This is a genomic window from Sagittula salina, assembly GCF_017813235.1.
In the GTDB taxonomy this organism is placed as follows: Bacteria; Pseudomonadota; Alphaproteobacteria; order Rhodobacterales; family Rhodobacteraceae; genus Sagittula; species Sagittula salina.
In genome coordinates this window covers 389,604-405,183 of the sequence record NZ_JAGISH010000002.1, presented here as the reverse complement: position 1 = coordinate 405,183, position 15,580 = coordinate 389,604, and the positions used below count along the sequence as shown (strand labels likewise).

Genomic DNA, 15,580 nt, shown 5'->3' with positions numbered 1-15,580 from the left:
GTTCGACTGCCTGACAGGAGACACGTCAGAAAAACCGTTGGCCGCTGATTGCCCCGCCCCGAGCGTGCAAATCACTTGCATTACCGCGTGACGGCGGGGATGCTCGACACGTTCAAGGTGAACACCACTGCCGCATTCTCCCGGAATGCAGTGCGAGCGGGCAAGGAGCGGCGATGATAGCGGTATTCATATTACATGTATTGTTCTTTTCCGGCATCGCGCTGGCCCTGACGATCCTGCCAAGACCAAGTCGGGCAGTCAGCCTTTATGCGTATCTGTCGGTAATCCTGATTATTGGCGGCTTTCTGGGAAATGCATATTCCCTGCCGATTACGGATGATGTCACCGTGAGTGGCGGCAATATCGTCTATGGCGCATTCATGTTGACATCGATCCTGTTCGTTCTGGTAGAGCGCGACGTTTTCATAATTCGTCGCGTGATCGTCCTCGTCGCCGCGGTCGATGCCTTCAATATCCTTCTTTCGAGTCTTGTCACCAGATCTATCGGCACGCCAGGAATAATAAATCCGCATGGGACTCCGGCCGCGCTTTTTGAAAGTTCTATTTCTCTTATCCTGTTGGGCGGCGTTCTGATCATCCTCGAACTTTCCGTCATGCTGATCCTTTTCGAATGGATTAAGCGGTTCTCACTATCCCAGACTGTGGTCGGCGCTGCATACCTGACTACATTCGTGGCGATCTTGTGTTTCGACGGGATTGCCTTCCCCCTGATCGCCTTCGGCACAGCGCCCGAAGTGATCGCCATTGTGTTTGGCGGCTTTACCGGGAAATTTCTGACGGCTACATCCTACAGCCTGGCAATTCTGGCGTTCATGGCGATATTCCCTGCACGTTTTTCCGCGTATTTGAAAGACAACGTATTTACCTGGCGCATGCTTTTGTCATCGAGCAGTGAAATCATTCGCGATCTCGAAGACAAGGATGCACTCTTGACAAAATCCCAATCCAGACTTGCCCATTCCGCGCAACTCGCCGGGCTCGGGTATGCCATTGCCGACATCGCCACCGGCAGGATTGTCGAGAGCGACGATGCATATGCGAACATGCACGGCATGTCAGCGAAAGACATTGACGGGCTTGATATAGACCGTGACATGATCGGGATTCTGGTTCTTGACGACGACCGGGAAAAAGCCACAGCCCTGCGGGAAAGGTTGAAGAACGGGGAAACCGTTACGGGAGAATTGCGCCATGTCCTGCCAGGTGGCGAGGTGCGATCACTGCGCAAGATTTTTTCTCCCTTTGATCCGGAATGGAAAACAAGCACCCTGTACGAAGTTGTCGGTCAGGACGTTACCGAGACCCGGCAACTTCAGGAAAGGCTGTTTCAGGCTCAGAAAATGGATGCCATCGGCAAGCTGACCGGCGGTATTGCCCATGATTTCAACAATCTTCTGGCCGTGACCATGGGCAATCTGGAACTGCTGGACGACGAACTGACGGACCCAGAGCAGAAATCCCTGATTCAGAACTGCCTGAACTCCACAAAACGCGGGGCCGAACTCACCCGGAACATGCTCAGCTTTGCGCGCAAGGCCCGGCTCGAGACCACGGTCGTCAACCTCAACCAGATCGTGCGCGATTCCGGAAACTGGGTCAGCCGGACCTTGCCATCAACCATCGAGGTGGAGACCGCGCTTGCCCCGGATCTGTGGCCCATCGAAATAGATGCAGCCTCGACCGAAAGCAGTTTGCTCAATCTCACCTTGAATGCGCGCGACGCGATGCAAAAGGGCGGAAAGCTGACCATTACGACGGCCAATGCAATCATTGCCGAGAACTCAGACGAAGCGCGCGATCTGGACATCACGCCCGGACGATACGTTGTCCTGACAGTCTCCGATACGGGCGAAGGCATTTCGCCTGAAAAGATGAAAAACATCTTCGATCCCTTCTATACCACCAAGGGCGTCGGCAAGGGGTCCGGTTTGGGGCTGTCTATGGTCGACGGTTTCATGCAGCAATCCGGCGGCGTTGTACGGGTTACATCGCAGGTCGGCGTCGGAACGACCTTCAGACTTTTCTTCCGCGCGTCGGATGTACTCCTGACGGCCAGACCCGCCGCGCCGGAGGGTCCATCAAAAACCGTCACTGCCGGAAAACCGAAGATCCTTCTGGCCGAAGACAACGTCGACGTCCTTTTCGCCATCCGCAGAACGTTGGAGAAACACGGCTATCAGGTGATTGAATCGACGTCCGGGGACGATGCCTTCCGGGCCTACGAACAGCATCCGGATATGGATCTCCTGCTGACGGATATCGTGATGCCGGGGGATTTGCAGGGCGACGCTCTCGCCGCGGCACTGCGGGAACTGCGTCCGGACCTACCCGTTGTCTTCATGTCCGGGAACGCCGACGAAGATCCGGTAAACTCGTCAGTAGCGCAATCGAACGACGTGCGGTTGATGAAGCCGGTCACCCGCGAGGCCCTGCTGAGCGCGGTCGGTGCCATGCTCAAGAACGAAAAGAAGACCAAGGACTGACCGAAGGGCGGCAGCGACGGTCCGATCGTCGTCTTTCTTCGCTGGAGCCAAAATCCGCAATTAACCGTCTTTTGTGGCATCGAGGCCAAAATTTTTAAGGATTCCCTAATGCTGTCAGACTAACCAATTGATATTCAACGATCCAGAAGGGTGTCCCATCGTGGGACGGCCGCTCCGGGGCGACCTCAGTCCTGCCGGGCTCCCGCCCCCAAGGGCCGCTCGTCATCCGCCATGAAGCCGCAGCCGACCATGGCCCCTTCCAGCGCCTCCTCGGCCCCGATCAGCGGGAAGGCAAAGACCAGGCTCCCCCCCGAGACGCTCTCGATCACCACGCCTTTTCCGCCCCGCATCGCCCGCATCAAGGGGTCCTCCGGCACGATCGGCGCAGTCACCCCGTTCGCGATCGAATTGAAGGTTTTCTCGAAGGTCCGCCCATCCACCGTGAGCGCCAGCCTTTGCACCCCCGGCGGCACGCCCGGGATCATCAGATCGGAAATCCCGCCATCCTGACAGAAATAATACAGCCCATGCCGCCCGTTCTGGGTGTCGATCCCGGCCCAGACGATTGTCCCCTCCTGGATCGCGCCCGAGTTCCACATCGGGATATGCTCCGAGGGCTGGATATGGTCCGCATCACACAGCCGCCGGAGGCAGGCGTGGAAATTCGGATTGTCCGCCGGTCCGTCGCTGGCCATGCAATTCCCCGTGCAGGAATTCGTCTGCGCCGCCACCGGTCCAGCCGCGAAGGAGGCCAGCACCGCGCCAAGGGTCGCCAAGGCTTTCATGTTCAATTCCTCGCAACAAATACCTGTCAAGCATGGCCCCGGACCCCGAGTCGCCGCAACCCTCCGTGTCCCCGGCCCACGCGGCCTTGTTCCGGGGGCGTGCTTGGCCTATCTCTCGCGCGCAATCATTCAGGAACTGACACCATGCCCATTCGCCTGCCTTCGGACCTGCCCGCCTTCGACGTGCTCACGCGCGAGGGCGTCATGGTCATGTCCGATGAACAGGCCTCGCGACAGGATATCCGCCCGCTGCGGATCGGGCTCCTGAACCTGATGCCGAAGAAAATCCAGACAGAAAACCAGTTCGCCCGCCTCATCGGCGCGACGCCGCTTCAGATCGACTTTCAACTGATCCGCATGAGCGAGCACCAGACGAAAAACACCGCCGCCGAGCATATGGAGGCCTTCTATCGGCCGTTTTCAGACGTCGAAGCGTCGGGCGAAAAACTGGACGGGCTGCTCATTACCGGCGCCCCGATAGAACACCTGCCCTTCGAAGAGGTCACCTACTGGGACGAACTGCGGCGGGTCTTTGACTGGACGCAGACCCATGTACATTCGACCTTTGGGGTGTGCTGGGGCGGCATGGCGATGATCTACCACTTCCACGGCGTGAAGAAGCATATACTCGACCACAAGGCCTTTGGCGCGGTGCGGCATCGCAACCTCCAGCCAGCCTCTCCCTACTTGCGCGGGTTTTCGGACGACATGGTGATCCCGGTCTCCCGCTGGACAGAGATGCATCGCGACGAGATTATCGCCGCCGGCCTGCCGATCCTGATCGACAGCGATCTGACCGGCCCCTGTCTGGTGGAGGATCCGGATCATCGCGCGCTCTATGTCTTCAACCATTTCGAGTATGACAGCGGTACCCTGAAGGAAGAGTACGATCGCGACGTGGAAGCGGGAAAGCCGATCAACGTCCCCGCGAACTACTACCCGGATGACGATCCCTCAAAGCCGCCGCAGAATCGTTGGCGCAGTCACGCGCACCTGCTTTATGGCAATTGGGTGAACCAGATTTATCAGACGACGCCCTATGCGTTGTCCGACATCGGCAGCGCCGGGTAAGGCCAAAGCCATGTGGGAATCCCTCCTCGCGGTTCCCGCCCTCGGCTGGGGGCTGAGCCATCTTGTCGCCACCGCGCGCGAACGCCGGGCAGAGCGGGATTTTCCGCCGGAGGGCGATTTTGTCACTGTGAGCGGCAGCCGCGTGCACTACGTGCAGCGCGGCAGCGGCCCGGATGTGGTGCTGATCCACGGCATGTCCGGCAACCTGCGCGATATGACTTTCCAGTTCGTCGACCGTCTGGCGGAACGCTACCGCGTCACCGCTTTCGACCGGCCCGGCATGGGCTATACCGACCGCTTGCACGACGCGGGGGAAACGCTGGTGGAGCAGGCCGCCCTGCTGTCTTCCGCCGCCCGCAGGCTGGGGCTGGAGCGACCCGTGGTCATGGGCCAGAGCTACGGCGGATCGGTCGCGCTGGCCTGGGCCGTGGCATTCCCGGAAACGTTGTCTGCGCTCGTGCTGACGGCCAGCCCCTCGCACCCTTGGGACGGCGGCATGTCGCGGCTTTACCGGGTCAATTCGCACCCACTTTGGGGCCCGCTGGCCATCCCGTTCGAGGCGGCCTGGGTGACGCGGGCCTTTGTACGGCGGGCCACGGCCAGCGTCTTTGCCCCGCAGATGATGCCGGACGGTTACGCCGACCATATCGGCGCCGCTCTGACCGTCCGTCGGAGGGCGCTGCGCGCCAATGCGCTGCACCGGTGGGGTCTGCTGGATCAGATCCGGGAGCTGGAACCGCGATATGCCGATCTAGCCATGCCGATCGAGATGGTACATGGCACGGCGGACGACACGGTCTTCATCGACATCCACTCGGCACGGCTGGCCGATCGCCTGCCCCACGCGCATCTGACGGTGCTGGAGGGCATCGGTCACATGCCGCATCACGTTCGGCAGGGCGCGGTCATCGAGGCGATCAACCGCGCCCATGCTCGGGCGTCATCCGGCGTCTGAGATATCCGCCTCAGAGACCATCGTGGCGGGCGACGTCGTGTAGCGGCCCGACTGGCTTTCGTTCAGGACCACGACGCGTGTGCCGTTCTCCACTTGCGCCGCGAGGTCGATGATGTCCTGATTGAACAGCCGAATACAGCCCGAGGACACCGCGTGTCCGATGGAGGCCGGACTGCGGGTCCCGTGAATGCGATAGAGCGTGTCCTTGCCGTTGCGATAAAGATACAGCGCCCGCGCGCCCAGCGGATTGTCCAGTCCGCCGTCCATGCCGCCCGCGAACTGCTTGTAAACCTCTGGCTCGCGGCGGATCATGTTTTGCGTCGGGGTCCATGTCGGCCACTCCCGCTTGAACGCGATCTTCGCCTCACCGGAAAAGGCCTTCCCCGCCGCGCCGACAGCGACGGTGTAGGACATGGCGCGGTCGTCGCCCAGCAGATGATACAGCTTGCGCGCGCCGGGATCGACGACGATGGTGCCAGCCTTGTAAGGCGCATAATACGGCACTTCCTTGCGCTTCTTCGCCTCGCTCAAAAGGTGCTCCGGGACGGCCGGGACGGTGACATCGCCGTCCTGTGTCGAAGTATACATTGCCAGCGTCGACGCCCTCAACGGCTCGCTGCGCGGCGGCTCGGGCGGCAGGTGGTACACCTCTTCGAGATAGCCCTGCTCATTGCGCTCGACCGAAGCTTCTGAGACCTCGGAATCGAGCAGCGCCGCGGCGGGAGCCTGCCCGACGGGGGAAACCGGCTCTCCACAGGCGGCGAGCAGGCCAAGCATGGCGAGCGCGAGAAGCGGTGTACGTGTCATGAATGCCCTTCCGGATGTCTGTCAGCGGCGCTGCAACGAACACAAGCCCTGCCCGCGCAGCCGTTTCGCAGGGCAAACGATTGATCCGGCGGGATTGTTCCCGCGAATTCTTCCGCCACGGCACCCTTGCCCGGACGAACCCGTCGCGCAAGCCGGATAACACCTTTGCCCGTTTGCCAAGCCCCCGTGCCGACGCCATACTCATCCGACGCCAGGAGGACCCCCCATGCCACAGGATCTGCCGTTCGACGGTGCCATAACCGACTACGCCCGCACCGAGGCCCCGCAGGAGGTACGCGAAAGCATCGCCCATGTGGAGAAGGACGACATCCTCGACCCCGGATACCCCTACCGCGAGCAGATGTCGCGCAAGGCCTACGACCGCGAGATGAAAGCCCTACAGATCGAACTGGTAAAGATGCAGGCCTGGGCCAGGGAAAGCGGCCACCGCGTCGCCATGGTCTTCGAAGGCCGCGACGCCGCCGGCAAGGGTGGAACAATCGCGCGATTCCGCATGAACCTCAACCCGCGCGGCGCCCGCGTGGTGGCCCTGCCCAAGCCCACGGATCGCGAAGCCACGCAGTGGTACTTCCAGCGCTACATCGACCACCTGCCCGCCGCAGGGGAAATCGTCTTTTATGACCGCTCGTGGTACAATCGCGGCGTGGTGGAGCAGGTCTTCGGCTTTTGCAGCAACGAGCAACGCGAACATTTCTTTGCACAGGTGCCGGACTTCGAGCGGATGCTGGTGGACGAAGGCATCCACCTTTTCAAATTCTGGCTGAACGTTGGTCGCGCCGAGCAGCTTCGGCGCTTTCTGAAACGCGAGGCCGATCCGCTGAAACAGTGGAAACTGAGCTGGATCGATGTCGAGGGGCTGAAACACTGGGATGCCTACTCCGCTGCCATTCAGGAGACCCTGACCCGATCGCACAGCGCGATGGCGCCCTGGACGGTGATCCGCTCCGACGACAAGAAACGTGCCCGCCTCTCGGCCATTCGCCACGTGCTGAGCCATCTTGATTACCCGCGCAAGGACCGCGAGGCCGTGGGTGCCCCCGACCCCGCCATTACCGGCGGGCCGGAAATCTGGGGCGCCTGATCCCCCTTCCAGACGCGACCCCGAGTGGTTAAGTCTCTGGAAGGAGGCCCCCATGTCAAAACGCGGCTATCACCACGGCAACCTGCGCCAGGCGCTGGTCGATGCCGCCTTGCAGTTGATCGAGGAAAAGGGCCCGACCGGCTTTACCCTCTCGGAGGCCGCAAAGCAGGCTGGCGTCACCCCCGCCGCCGTCTACCGGCATTTTGACGGTCGCGAGGATCTGATCGCCGAAGCCGCGCGCCAGGGTTACGAGATCTTTGGCGATGTCATGCAATACGCCTATGACAAGGGGCAGCCGTCGGCGCTTGCCTCTTTCGAGGCAACCGGGCGCGCCTACCTCGCCTTTGCCCGCAAGTATCCCGGCCACTACATCGCCATGTTCGAAAGCGGCGTGTCGGTGAACCGCTCGCCGGAACTGGCTCAGGCCTCCGCGCGTGCGCGCGGCGTGCTGGAAAAGGCCGCCAACCAACTGTCCCAGCACATTCCCGAAGGCCAGCGCCCGCCCGCCGCGATGTTCTCCGCCCATATCTGGGCCATGTCGCACGGCGTCGTCGAACTCTTCGCGAGGAATTCACCGGGGACGCAATCCCCCTTCCCGCCGGAAGACCTGCTGGAAACCGGCATCGGCGTGTACCTTCGCGGCCTCGGCCTGATCCCTCCCGACTCCTGACCCGGTCCGATTGACCCCAAGCCCCGAACCGGTCACAACGCCCCTGCTTCTTCTTGGTCCAAATACTCCCGGGGGTCCGGGGGCCGGCCCCCCGGGTCACGCCCCCCGGTCAAACCCCGCCCCGATGCAACAACCGGACACCATGACCCAGACCTTCTACCTCGGCCTCGGCGGCCAGAAATGCGGCTCAACCTGGATCCGCGAATACCTGCACCGCCAGCATGGTTCCGACTTCGGACGCCTGGGCGAATACCAGATCTGGGAACACAGGCTGGGCGGCGTCTTTGCCCGGTACGAGGTACCCGCCCCCTCGCCGGTCGAACGCCTGCGGGCCGAGGCGAAGCGTACCTTCGGCGCCTCTGAGCCCGCCCAGCATCTGCGTTGGCGGCTGCAATCCTCGCCGGACGCCTATTTCGACTATTTCGCGGACCTGCTGGCGCAGCCGGAAATCGAGCGCACCGGCGACATCTCCCCGTCGTACGCGGCCCTTCCACCCGAGACCCTGACCCTGATAAAACAGGGGTTCGAGACGCGCGGCATCGCGGTGCGGGCGATCTTCTCCATGCGCGACCCCGTCGACCGCATCCGATCCCACATGCGGATGGAAATGGCGAAGGGCCGCCTCACCCCGTCAGATGACAATGCCATTCCCCTGCGTGCCTTCTACGCCTCTGATGAGGCCACAGCCCGCACCCGCTACGACCGGACCCTTCAGGCGCTGGACGCTGTCTTTGATCCAGCCGACGTGCACCTCGCGCTGTTCGAGAGCCTCTTTCGTCCCACGGGCATTGTGGCGCTGGCGCAATTCGCCGAGGTTCCGGTCGATGCCGACGCGGGCGCAGTGATGGTGAACGCTCGGGAAAAAGGCTCCGGCCTTCCCGAGGACCTCGTGGCCGAGATCGCCACTCACTATGCCCCGGTCTACCGCGCCGTGGCCGAGCGTTTCCCGCAGGTCACAACGCTCTGGCCTTCGGCAAAATACGTGCTTACCAGCGCATGAGGCCCGCACGTGCGAGGCTTTCCGGGCCTTCGTAACGCATACTGGCCTCGTCTAGAAATCCGTCCGGCACGCCCGCCATGCGGTCGAGCAATTCGGCATAATAACGATACTTGGACGCGCCATTGGCGTGCGCACCCCATTCGGTCGCGCGCCGGATCTTGTCGGCGAACTGCGCGGTAAAAACGAAATGAGCCACCGTCAGCAGCACCTCCGCCGACGGCGCGCAGTTCGCGTAATGCGATCCTGTCAGGCGGCTCTGCGCGTCGCGCAGCACCAGTGGCGTCTTGTGGCGCGGCGACTTCTGGAAACGCTGCGCCTTCTTCGCCCTGGACGGCATCCACAGCCGGTGCCAGCCACGCCGTTCCAGTTTTGGCTCCACCCCGTAGCGGGCGAAGAGCCGCGCGGTCTTTGATTTGCCCAATAGGCGCGGCTGGGCGCCAGGGACCAGATCCACCAGGGGCTCGTCCTGGAACCACGGATAGGCCGCGATCAACCCTGCGAAGCTTTGCGGCAACGCGTCGGACAGCCCCGCGACATCGCGGGGAAAGAACTCCACCACCGAAGCCACAGCCGAGGGCGCGCCCTCGGCCCGAAGCCGGTCCACCACCGCCTGCATCGATGCAATGTCCGGCGGCAGGATCAGGAATTCATCCGCGTCCACGTAGGCGACATAAGCTCCGTCAAAGAACAAATGAGGCAGGGCGATCTTCATGTAGGTCCCCATGCGCTCCACGCTCTCTTGCCCATCGGGATCGGTGTAGCGCAGTTCCATGCCAAAGGAGAGTTCGGAGCGCATCACCACCACGTCCGACTGCCGGCAGAGGTAGTCGTAACTGCCGTCCCCCGACTGATCGTCCCAGATCAGGAACTGTTCGAAACCGATGCTCCGATGATGATCCAGCCACGCTGGCAGGAAGTTCATCTCGTCCTTCATGGTGGAAAACAGCGTCAGCCGGGACGGATCGACCGTACCGTGCACGATCCGGGCGAGGCGCCCAGCGTCCTGTATCGTCACCTGCAACATGACCGACGCATTACCGCAGAGAGCGGGCCGCTGAAAGCAGCAAAAAGGGCGACCCAAGAGGCCGCCCTTTGCGTTTGTCCGGTAAGGTGGGCCTGCGACCCACCGACCATTAGCGCTTCGAGAACTGGAAGGAGCGGCGCGCCTTGCGCTTGCCGAACTTCTTCCGTTCCACAACGCGGCTGTCGCGGGTCAGGAAACCGGCGGCCTTCAGGGCTGCGCGCAGTTCCGGGTTGTACAGCTGCAGGGCCTTGGAGATGCCGTGCTTCACTGCGCCCGCCTGACCGGTCAGGCCGCCGCCCTTGACAGTCGCCATTACGTCGAATTCGCCTTCGACACCGGCAACCTGCATCGGCTGACGCAGGATCAGCTGCAGAACCGGACGGGCAAAGTACTTGTCCTGGTCCTTGCCGTTCACGATGACCTTGCCGGAGCCCGGCTTGATCCAGACACGGGCGACCGCGTCCTTCCGCTTGCCGGTCGCGTAGGAGCGGCCAAGGTCGTCACGAACCGGCTCGCGCGGTTCGTCTGCTTCTGCCTGTACGCCGCCGATGTTGTCGGTCACGGCCTGGGCAAGTTCGTCGAGCGAAGAGATCTGATCGGCCATGATTACACCCGCGTGTTCTTGGAGTTCTTGGATGCGACGTCCAGAACCTCGGGGTTCTGGGCTTCGTGCGGATGCTCTGCGCTTGCATAGACGCGCAGGTTGGTCAGCTGCTGGCGGGACAGCTTGTTGCCCGGCAGCATGCGCTTGACCGCCTGGAACACGACGCGCTCGGGGTGTGCGCCCTCGAGGATCTGTTCCTTCGTGCGGGATTTGATGCCGCCCGGGTGGCCGGTGTGCCAGTAGAAGTTTTCCTGGCGCTTCTTGCCCGTCAGCTGGATCTTGTCGGCGTTCACAACGATCACGTTGTCGCCCATGTCCATGTGGGGGGTGAAGGACGGCTTGTGCTTGCCGCGCAGGCGCATGGCGATGATCGAGGCGAGGCGACCCAGGACGATGCCTTCAGCATCGACCACGATCCACTTCTTCTCAATATCCGCCGGTGTAGCAGAGAAGGTTTTCATGAGTACAGTCCAGTATCTTTGGCCGTTTCGATAGAGAAGGGCCGAGGTATCCCCCGGCCCGAAATCCGATGGCGGGGTTATATACGGGGCCTCGCGCCAGTCAAGCGCCATAAGTTCAATTTATTACAGCAAAATCAATGTCTTAAAATTACGGTATTAAAATACCCCATGTAAGAACCTGAGTCGCAGTGGCCGAGGCCCGCTTTATACCGCCAGCCGCTCTGGCGGCGCGTCCAGCAGGTCGCGCAACTTGGTGATCGCTGCCTCGAAGGCGTCCAGCGCCATATGGGCGTTGATCGAGATGCGCACCGCCTGCGGCACGATCCCGTCGCGCGGCACGAAATGCTCCGCACCGCGCAGGGTAATCCCGGCCGCCTCGGCCGCCTGTACAAAGGCCCCGACGCGCCAGCCCTCCGGCAGGCGCAGCCAGAGAAAGGGCACATCCTCGCTGTAGGTCACGTCGTAACCGCCAAGCAGGTTGACCGCCGCACGGACGTATCGGGCGGTCGCCGCCCGCAGTCGGTCTACCGCCTCCCAGGTCTCCGGACGGGCCAGCAGGTCAGCGATCAGCCAGGCGAGCGGCACCGCGAGCCCAAAGAACCCGTGCTCCGCCGTGCGGCGCAGCGCCGCCGCGTGCCTGCGCGGCGCCACCACGAAACCCACGCGCAGCGATGGGGCGAGAGATTTCGACACCGAGGAGACGTACCAGCCCAGTTCGGGCAGCAAGGCGCGGTACGTCGGCGCGCGCGATGGCGCAAGGCGGTAGCAATCGTCCTCCAGCACCGCTAACCCACGCCGCGCTGCGATGTCCGCGATCGCCTCACGTCGGGACTGCGGCGTGAACCGCGAGGTCGGGTTGTGCACCTCCGCACTGGTACAAAGCAACTGAGCATCATGCTTTTGTGTCAATGCGTCCAGTGCCTCGGGAATCAATCCCTGCTCATCCATCGGGACAGTGACCACCTTAGCCCGACAAAGCTCCGCTGCGCGGCGGAAACCGGGATAGGACAGCGCCTCGACCAGGACGACCGGGGTTGGGCCGCGCAAAACGGTCTGCATCACCATGGAGACCCCCGACTGCCCGCCGTGCGACAGCACCACATCGGCCTCGTCCACGGGGCCCAGCACCGCGTCCGACATCCAACGCAGCGCAGCTTGCCGCGTGTCCGAAAACCGCTCGGAGTTCGGGTATTCCAGCAGTGCCTGCGCGGGCATCCCGGTCAGACGCCCCAGCGAGGCGCGGATCAGATCCACCTGCCCGACGTCCGGCGGGCGAGAGTAGAAAAGGTTTGTTACACCAGAAGCTTGCGGAACGTACTTCACCAAGGGAGCGCTCTGCTCCTCCGCACTCAACGCAGATCGATCGGCGACAAAGGTGCCGCGCCCAACCTCACCTCTCAGCAGGCCTTCGTCCGTCAGAATCGTATAGGCTCGGGCCACCGTGCCCGGCGTGATCTGCAATTGCCAAGCCAGATCCCGCACCGGGGGCAGGCGTTCGCCCTCGGATAGCCGACCCTCAGCTACGCCCTGGCGCACCGCCGCCGCGAGCATCCGGTACTTCGGCGCTGCGGCCTGCGCGCCATAAAGCTCCTTTATTGTATCCATCACAATTTCTCCATGGACGCGTCCGCAAGGTGAATTGTATCCCATTAAGTGCCGAATAACGGCACAATGTGTCAATACATTTTGAAGGGGTCTACCATGGCACAGGCAATCGCACGCAAGGATCTTTCTTATCTCGTCTCGCACGCTCCGCTTCCCCCGGTCAGCGTCGCGGCCCTGCGCGTCGCGGTGCTTTTCGCCAAATGGCAGACCCACCGGCGCACCCGGCGCGATTTGACTGACCTCGATCCGCACCTCCTGAAGGATATCGGTCTGACCCCGGACGAGGCCCGGATCGAAGCGGCGCGGCCCTTCTGGCAGGATTGATCCCCAACAGGTTGCCCGGCATCGCGCCGGGTCGACCGAGGTGCGCGCCCCCGGGCATTGCTCCCGACCGGGGGCCGCACCGTACCCCCTGGGAAGAATGACGCGGCTGAAGTTTCGCCCCCTTGCCGCCGCACCAGATAGTCGGACGACGGGCCGTGCCCATTATCGGCCAACCAGGCGTTGACCATCTGGCACGCGACGTCAGCTCTTCCTCACTCTTGGGGCGTCGCCTAGGCTTTGTGGCAGGAGGAGCCCGCCCATGACCGCAGACCAGACCAGAACCACAGTAACCCTCACGCGCAGCGGCCATATCGCCGAGGTCTGCCTGAACCGCCCAGACCGGCGTAACGCCGTCGACATGTCGGTCTTCGAAGGGCTGGCACGCATCGGCGAGGTTCTGAAGTCCGACCCGACGCTTCGCGCGGTAATCCTGCGAGGCGAAGGCCCGCATTTCTGCTCCGGCATCGATACCGCCCTGTTCACGGCCAATCCCGACCCGAAAGCGCTGATCGACCGGATCATGCAACGCGCCCCCGGCGAAGACGCGAACGTTTTCCAGAAGCCCAGCACCGTCTGGCAGGAACTCGAAGTACCGGTGATCGCCGTGCTGCAGGGCGTGGCGTACGGCGCCGGGTTGCAGCTCGCCCTGGGAGCCGACGTACGCATTGCCGCATCGGACACGCGCCTTTCGGTCATGGAAATCAAGTGGGGGCTGATCCCCGACATGGGGTTGACCACCACCCTGCCCCGGCTGCTGCGTGCCGACCAGGCAAAGGAACTGCTGTTTACCGGCCGCGTCGTGGAGGCGATCGAGGCGTGTCAGATGGGACTCGTCACCCGGATCACGAACGATCCGCTGGAAGCCGCCCGCGCCATGGCCCGCGACATCGCGGCGCGAAATCCCGACGCCATTCGCCGCAGCAAGCACCTGCTGAATGCCACATGGATCGCCGAGCGCGCAGAAGCTCTGCATCTGGAAGCAACATTGCAGGCGGAGGTCATCGGTCAGCCCAACCAGATCGAAGCCGTCATGGCCAATATCCAGAAGCGCACGCCAGTCTTCCGTTAACCGCGACCAGCACATAGCAGCATAGAAAAAGGGGCGCGCCCGGCAGGACACGCCCCAAATTCAATTCCGGTGGTTCGGACCGGCCTATGCGCGGACCTTGAGGAACCGGGCCCGCGCGCGCGCCAGCGGCGACTTTGGTGTCCTCCGCACGAAGGACCAGCGGCGGCTGGCCTTGTCGCGCAGAACGTTTCGCAGGGTGCGGCGCAGGATCTTCTTGATGGTCATCCTATCCTCCATTGCTTGTCTCTGGCTTGTCTGGAGGGAAAACCCGCTTACCCCGCCGCCCGTTCCGTCCGCTTTGGCGGTATCGAGTAGGTCAGCGAAGCATGAGCGACAGGCTGCCGATTGCCTTCGCTGAACAGCAGGACATCGATCACCGCGAGCGCGCGCCCCATCTTCAGAACGCGCCCCTCCGCCAGCAGGTCCACCCCGGCCTCCGGCTTGCGCATGAAGTCGATGGAGCAATGCGTCGTCACGGCCAGCGCCTCGCGCCCCACATGCGCCAGCACAGCGACATAGGCAACCACGTCCGCGAGGCTGAACATCGCCGGCCCGCTCACCGTGCCGCCCGGCCGCAGGTGCCGGTCGTGGTTCAGCAGCCGCATCACCACCAGTTCATCGTCGATCCGGTCGATCCCGAACATGCCGTCCACCTGCGGGAAAACCTCATCCAGATACCCGGCCATCTCCTCGATGGTCATCTTCACCATGCGCTTGTCCTCCCTTGCTGCCGCCAGCTAACCTTGCCGCAAAAGGGAGGACAAGATGGCCATTCTGGAACGTCACGACATCGGGCATGTCGCCCACCTGCGGCTGAATTCGCCCGCCAACCTCAACGCCCTGTCCGATGAGATGCTCGCCGCGCTCCAATCGCAGATCGATACGTTGCGCGAAGACAGCCAGATCCGCGTGGTGATCCTGTCGGGTGCCGGAAAGGCCTTCTGCGCCGGGCACGACCTGAAGCAGATGCAGGCGGGGCGTGCGGCGGAGGATGGCGGCAAGGCGTATTTCAGCGACCTTTTCGCCCGCTGCGCTTCGGTGATGACCGGCCTCACGCGCCTGCCGCAGCCGGTGATCGCGCAGGTGCATGGTATCGCCACGGCGGCGGGCTGCCAGCTGGTCGCGTCCTGCGACATGGCGGTGGCGGCGCAGGGCACGCGATTCGGCGTCAACGGTGTAAACATCGGGCTGTTCTGTTCGACGCCCATGGTGGCGCTCACGCGCAACATTCCGCGCAAGAAGGCCTTCGAGATGCTCAGTACCGGCCGGTTCCTCTCCACCGAAGAGGCGCTCGCCCTTGGCCTCATCAACGATGCCGTGCCTGCCGAGGCCCTGGAGACCCGCACGCAAGACCTGGCGGACACTGTCGCGGAAAAGCTTTCGGCGGCGGTCAGGATCGGCAAGAGCGCCTTTTACGACCAGATGACCATGGGGCTGGACGAGGCTTATGCCTTTGCAGGGAACGTCATGGTGGAGAACATGCTATGGCGTGATACGGACGAGGGCATCAGCGCCTTTCTTGAAAAGCGCACGCCCGACTGGGCGGAGGCCTAAAAACGCCGCCCTCGCGCCCTGCGTCGGAGCAACCCTCTTGGCGAT

17 protein-coding genes are annotated in these 15,580 nt (G+C 62.9%); 9 read left to right on the top strand and 8 right to left on the bottom strand.

Features of this window, described 5'->3' with window-relative positions; genetic code table 11:
• Positions 1 to 173 precede the first annotated feature (173 nt).
• The gene (locus tag J5474_RS05910) at positions 174 to 2,504 is read left to right on the top strand and encodes an ATP-binding protein (protein WP_209359869.1); all 2,331 of its coding nucleotides are present in this window, start codon (positions 174 to 176) and stop codon (positions 2,502 to 2,504) included.
• 185 nt (positions 2,505 to 2,689) lie between these two features.
• Here J5474_RS05910 and J5474_RS05905 read toward each other — a convergent pair whose 3' ends face one another.
• Positions 2,690 to 3,289, bottom strand: coding sequence for a hypothetical protein (locus J5474_RS05905; protein WP_209359868.1), 600 nt, complete (start codon positions 3,287 to 3,289; stop codon positions 2,690 to 2,692).
• A gap of 144 nt (positions 3,290 to 3,433) precedes the next feature.
• Between J5474_RS05905 and J5474_RS05900 the strand changes: the two genes are divergently transcribed.
• Together J5474_RS05900 and J5474_RS05895 are read left to right on the top strand one after the other, a co-directional pair.
• Positions 3,434 to 4,360: a homoserine O-succinyltransferase gene (locus J5474_RS05900; protein ID WP_209359867.1), complete on the top strand. Its 927-nt coding sequence runs from the start codon at positions 3,434 to 3,436 to the stop codon at positions 4,358 to 4,360.
• A gap of 10 nt (positions 4,361 to 4,370) precedes the next feature.
• Positions 4,371 to 5,315, top strand: a complete 945-nt coding sequence (locus tag J5474_RS05895) for an alpha/beta fold hydrolase (protein ID WP_209359866.1) — start codon at positions 4,371 to 4,373, stop codon at positions 5,313 to 5,315.
• Here J5474_RS05895 and J5474_RS05890 read toward each other — a convergent pair.
• Positions 5,301 to 6,122 (bottom strand): L,D-transpeptidase, encoded by an 822-nt coding sequence (locus J5474_RS05890; RefSeq protein ID WP_209359865.1) that lies wholly within the window; start codon positions 6,120 to 6,122, stop codon positions 5,301 to 5,303. The genes J5474_RS05895 and J5474_RS05890 overlap by 15 nt on opposite strands.
• 226 nt (positions 6,123 to 6,348) lie before the next feature.
• Here J5474_RS05890 and ppk2 point away from each other — a divergent pair, with 226 nt between their 5' ends.
• The 3 genes from ppk2 to J5474_RS05875 all read left to right on the top strand — a co-directional run bounded on the left by ppk2 (position 6,349) and on the right by J5474_RS05875 (position 8,894).
• Positions 6,349 to 7,224, top strand: a complete 876-nt coding sequence (gene ppk2 / locus J5474_RS05885) for a polyphosphate kinase 2 (protein ID WP_209359864.1) — start codon at positions 6,349 to 6,351, stop codon at positions 7,222 to 7,224.
• A 52-nt stretch (positions 7,225 to 7,276) separates the two neighbouring features.
• The gene (locus tag J5474_RS05880; RefSeq protein WP_209359863.1) at positions 7,277 to 7,894 is read left to right on the top strand and encodes a TetR/AcrR family transcriptional regulator; all 618 of its coding nucleotides are present in this window, start codon (positions 7,277 to 7,279) and stop codon (positions 7,892 to 7,894) included.
• Positions 7,895 to 8,036: 142 nt separating this feature from the next.
• Entirely contained in the window at positions 8,037 to 8,894 is an 858-nt protein-coding gene (locus tag J5474_RS05875) for a sulfotransferase family protein (RefSeq protein WP_209359862.1), read from the top strand.
• Here the strand turns inward: J5474_RS05875 and J5474_RS05870 are convergent.
• The 4 genes from J5474_RS05870 to J5474_RS05855 form a co-directional block, all read right to left on the bottom strand.
• Complete coding sequence (locus J5474_RS05870; RefSeq protein ID WP_209359861.1) at positions 8,881 to 9,918, bottom strand: glycosyltransferase family 2 protein; 1,038 nt, start codon at positions 9,916 to 9,918, stop codon at positions 8,881 to 8,883. The two genes, J5474_RS05875 and J5474_RS05870, sit on opposite strands and share 14 nt — an antisense overlap.
• A 109-nt stretch (positions 9,919 to 10,027) precedes the next feature.
• Positions 10,028 to 10,522 (bottom strand): 30S ribosomal protein S9, encoded by a 495-nt coding sequence (gene rpsI / locus J5474_RS05865; protein WP_209359860.1) that lies wholly within the window; start codon positions 10,520 to 10,522, stop codon positions 10,028 to 10,030.
• A 2-nt stretch (positions 10,523 to 10,524) separates the two neighbouring features.
• Entirely contained in the window at positions 10,525 to 10,983 is a 459-nt protein-coding gene (rplM, locus tag J5474_RS05860) for a 50S ribosomal protein L13 (protein ID WP_209359859.1), read from the bottom strand.
• Between the two features lie 204 nt (positions 10,984 to 11,187).
• Positions 11,188 to 12,588, bottom strand: a complete 1,401-nt coding sequence (locus tag J5474_RS05855) for an aminotransferase-like domain-containing protein (protein WP_209359858.1) — start codon at positions 12,586 to 12,588, stop codon at positions 11,188 to 11,190.
• Between the two features lie 96 nt (positions 12,589 to 12,684).
• Here J5474_RS05855 and J5474_RS05850 point away from each other — a divergent pair, with 96 nt between their 5' ends.
• Positions 12,685 to 12,912: a DUF1127 domain-containing protein gene (locus J5474_RS05850; RefSeq protein WP_209359857.1), complete on the top strand. Its 228-nt coding sequence runs from the start codon at positions 12,685 to 12,687 to the stop codon at positions 12,910 to 12,912.
• A gap of 259 nt (positions 12,913 to 13,171) precedes the next feature.
• The gene (locus tag J5474_RS05845) at positions 13,172 to 13,981 is read left to right on the top strand and encodes a crotonase/enoyl-CoA hydratase family protein (RefSeq protein ID WP_209359856.1); all 810 of its coding nucleotides are present in this window, start codon (positions 13,172 to 13,174) and stop codon (positions 13,979 to 13,981) included.
• Positions 13,982 to 14,065: 84 nt separating this feature from the next.
• Here the strand turns inward: J5474_RS05845 and J5474_RS05840 are convergent, their stop codons facing one another.
• Both J5474_RS05840 and J5474_RS05835 read right to left on the bottom strand, forming a co-directional pair.
• Positions 14,066 to 14,206: a hypothetical protein gene (locus tag J5474_RS05840; protein ID WP_209359855.1), complete on the bottom strand. Its 141-nt coding sequence runs from the start codon at positions 14,204 to 14,206 to the stop codon at positions 14,066 to 14,068.
• Between the two features lie 47 nt (positions 14,207 to 14,253).
• On the bottom strand, positions 14,254 to 14,691 hold the full coding sequence (locus J5474_RS05835; RefSeq protein ID WP_209359854.1) for a PaaI family thioesterase: 438 nt from the start codon (positions 14,689 to 14,691) through the stop codon (positions 14,254 to 14,256).
• Positions 14,692 to 14,746: 55 nt separating this feature from the next.
• Here J5474_RS05835 and J5474_RS05830 point away from each other — a divergent pair, with 55 nt between their 5' ends.
• Entirely contained in the window at positions 14,747 to 15,535 is a 789-nt protein-coding gene (locus J5474_RS05830; RefSeq protein WP_209359853.1) for an enoyl-CoA hydratase, read from the top strand.
• Positions 15,536 to 15,580 lie beyond the last annotated feature (45 nt).

Bases quoted from the DNA above. Each gene is read 5' to 3' on its own strand.
- J5474_RS05910 (WP_209359869.1), top strand. From the start codon at position 174: ATGATAGCGGTATTCATATTACATGTATTGTTCTTTTCCGGCATCGCG.
- J5474_RS05905 (WP_209359868.1), bottom strand. From the start codon at position 3,289: ATGAAAGCCTTGGCGACCCTTGGCGCGGTGCTGGCCTCCTTCGCGGCT.
- J5474_RS05900 (WP_209359867.1), top strand. From the start codon at position 3,434: ATGCCCATTCGCCTGCCTTCGGACCTGCCCGCCTTCGACGTGCTCACG.
- J5474_RS05895 (WP_209359866.1), top strand. From the start codon at position 4,371: ATGTGGGAATCCCTCCTCGCGGTTCCCGCCCTCGGCTGGGGGCTGAGC.
- J5474_RS05890 (WP_209359865.1), bottom strand. From the start codon at position 6,122: ATGACACGTACACCGCTTCTCGCGCTCGCCATGCTTGGCCTGCTCGCC.
- ppk2 (WP_209359864.1), top strand. From the start codon at position 6,349: ATGCCACAGGATCTGCCGTTCGACGGTGCCATAACCGACTACGCCCGC.
- J5474_RS05880 (WP_209359863.1), top strand. From the start codon at position 7,277: ATGTCAAAACGCGGCTATCACCACGGCAACCTGCGCCAGGCGCTGGTC.
- J5474_RS05875 (WP_209359862.1), top strand. From the start codon at position 8,037: ATGACCCAGACCTTCTACCTCGGCCTCGGCGGCCAGAAATGCGGCTCA.
- J5474_RS05870 (WP_209359861.1), bottom strand. From the start codon at position 9,918: ATGTTGCAGGTGACGATACAGGACGCTGGGCGCCTCGCCCGGATCGTG.
- rpsI (WP_209359860.1), bottom strand. From the start codon at position 10,522: ATGGCCGATCAGATCTCTTCGCTCGACGAACTTGCCCAGGCCGTGACC.
- rplM (WP_209359859.1), bottom strand. From the start codon at position 10,983: ATGAAAACCTTCTCTGCTACACCGGCGGATATTGAGAAGAAGTGGATC.
- J5474_RS05855 (WP_209359858.1), bottom strand. From the start codon at position 12,588: ATGGATACAATAAAGGAGCTTTATGGCGCGCAGGCCGCAGCGCCGAAG.
- J5474_RS05850 (WP_209359857.1), top strand. From the start codon at position 12,685: ATGGCACAGGCAATCGCACGCAAGGATCTTTCTTATCTCGTCTCGCAC.
- J5474_RS05845 (WP_209359856.1), top strand. From the start codon at position 13,172: ATGACCGCAGACCAGACCAGAACCACAGTAACCCTCACGCGCAGCGGC.
- J5474_RS05840 (WP_209359855.1), bottom strand. From the start codon at position 14,206: ATGACCATCAAGAAGATCCTGCGCCGCACCCTGCGAAACGTTCTGCGC.
- J5474_RS05835 (WP_209359854.1), bottom strand. From the start codon at position 14,691: ATGGTGAAGATGACCATCGAGGAGATGGCCGGGTATCTGGATGAGGTT.
- J5474_RS05830 (WP_209359853.1), top strand. From the start codon at position 14,747: ATGGCCATTCTGGAACGTCACGACATCGGGCATGTCGCCCACCTGCGG.